Source organism: bacterium (assembly GCA_019912885.1).
Classification (GTDB): domain Bacteria; phylum Lernaellota; class Lernaellaia; order JACKCT01; family JACKCT01; genus JAIOHV01.
In genome coordinates, this window is record JAIOHV010000136.1 from 1 (window position 1) to 2,398 (window position 2,398).

General features: G+C 66.2%; 1 protein-coding gene. It reads left to right on the forward strand.

Annotated features, from left to right (window positions below; genetic code table 11):
- Positions 1-103 precede the first annotated feature (103 nt).
- Positions 104-2,398, forward strand: a 2,295-nt coding sequence (locus K8I61_11290) for a hypothetical protein (protein MBZ0272612.1), incomplete at its 3' end; no start/stop codon positions are given.

Sequence of the window (2,398 nt, forward strand, 5' to 3'; positions counted from 1 at the left end):
ATAATGCCGCGCTCTTGCTCGAATTGATCAATTTGGAGGCCGTTTGTCCTTGTCGCGGCGACTGATTGTACGATGGGCCCGCCGCCTGGGCTTGGGACAGGCCATGTCGTTCCTGGAGACCGCGGAGCGCCTCGGCCAGCCTTCCGAGATGCCGCTGCCCAAGGATCTCCTGCCGCTTGCCGCCGGCGAGGCCGCGCGCGGCGTGCTGAACGCGCAGATGTTTCAGGCGAATCTCGACTGGGTGCTGCCGTATTGGGCGGTGTGCCAGTTCGACCCGCGCGACGACGCCTTCACGCCGCGCATGTCGATGGTCGCCTTGAACCAGACGCACCGGAACTGGACCGCGATCGGCAACCCGAACCGCAAGATCGAACCCATTGTCGATCCGCGCGGGCTCGTGACGCCGAACTTCGGCGCGTGGTCGTTCGATACGTGGATTTCGCTTGACGGCAAGCTGCTCGCCCCCTCGCGCGCAAACGACGCGACGCAGTCCGTCGATGTGCCGGCGCCGATCGTGCGAACGCGCGTGAACCTTGGCGATGTCGTGCTCGAACTCGAATCGTTCGCGTGCGACATCCGCGGCATCGCGCAGATCGTGCTGCACCGCGCGCGCGTGCAGAACGTATCCGACCGGCCGTTGCACCCGCGCATCGTGTTTTCGGTGCGTCCGTACAATCCGCAAGGCGCCGCGCCGATCCACCGCGTCCGCTACGACGACGAGGGCTACGTTACCGTCGATGGGCGAATCGGCGCGGTGTTCGCCAGAACGCCGGTGCGCGCGCATTGCTCGGACTACGCCGCGGGCGACTGCGCGTTTGTTTTGAACGACGATTCAAAAACGCCGCGCCACGAGGCGGAATGCGACGTGGGATTCGCGACCGCGTTCGTGGAGTTCGAATGCGCGCTCGCGCCCGGCGAGACGGCCATCGAATACGCCGTATTGCCGATCGGCGGCGCCGCACCGAAAAAACCCAACGCCTTCGCGCACGAGATGCGCCGCTTCGACTACAAGGACCGCCGCGTGCGTATCAAGGAGGTGTGGCGCAATATTTCCGATGAGGGCATGACGATCGACGTGCCGGACGCACGCGTGGCCACCGCGTTCCGCATGAACAAGTCGTATCTGATCCTGCTCGATGACGGCGACATCATCACGCCCGGGCCGCTGACCTATCACCACTTCTGGTTTCGCGACGCCGCGTTTCTCGTGAACGCGCTCGACAAGATGGGCTACACCGAACGCGCGCGCGAAAAGTTGATGGGCTATCCCATGCGCCAGCAGCGCGACGGATTTTTCCGCTCGCAGGACGCGGAGTGGGATTCGACCGGTGAGGCGATCTGGACGCTGATGGAGCACTTCCGCCTGACGGGCGACGAGGCGTTCCTCAACACCGTTTTCCCCGCGATCGGCAAGGGGGCGTACTGGATCCAGAAAAAGCGCGGCGAAACCAAAGGCAAGGGCACGGCGCACGCGGGGCTGATGCCGCCGGGGTTTTCCGCGGAACACCTTGGCCCGAACGACTACTATTATTGGGACAACTACTGGTCGATCGCCGGGCTGCGCGACGCGGCGATCGCCGCCGAGCGCCTGGGCTATCGCAACGAGATGCTGAATTTCGAGAAATATCGCGACGCGATGACCGGCGCCGTGAACGCGTCGCTGGCCCACGTGGCCGAGCGCCTCGGCCGCCCGCTTCTGCCCGCGGGACCGTATCGCCGCATGGACGCCGGCGCGATCGGCTCGCTCGCCGGTATCTACCCCACGCGCCTTGTCGATCCGAACGCGGAGATGGTCGGCAACACGCTCGCCGGGATCGAAACGCTCGCCGTGCACGACGGCGCGTTCATCCAGCACATCATCCACTCGGGGTGGAATCCGTACCTCACGCTGCACCTGGCGCAGGTGTATCTCGCCCGCCGCGACCCGCGCGCGTGGGAGCTGGCGCAGCGCGTGCTCGACCTGGCGACGGGCACGATCACCTGGCCGGAGGCCGTGCATCCGCGCACGCGCGGCGGTTCGATGGGCGACGGCCACCACGGTTGGGCCGTCGCCGACCTGCTGCTTTTCGTCCGCAACGCCCTCGTCGACGAGGCCGGCGACGCGCTCGCGATCGCGCCGCTCGTTCCCGCGAGCTGGTACGGATGGGGCAAGAGATTCGAGGTCAGGAGCGCGCCGACGCACTTCGGGCGCGTGTCGTACACCGTCGAAAGCGAGCGCACGGAATTGGTATTGTCTCTCGCGGCGGATTTTTTCGCGCCGCCGCGCACCATCGAGTGGCGCCTGCCGTTTTCCGCGCACGAGGCGCTTGTCGACGATCGCCTCGTCAACGTGAACGACGAAAAAATCCACGTTCCGGCGGGCACGGCCAAGGTCCGCGTCCGCCGCGCGGCATCGTCT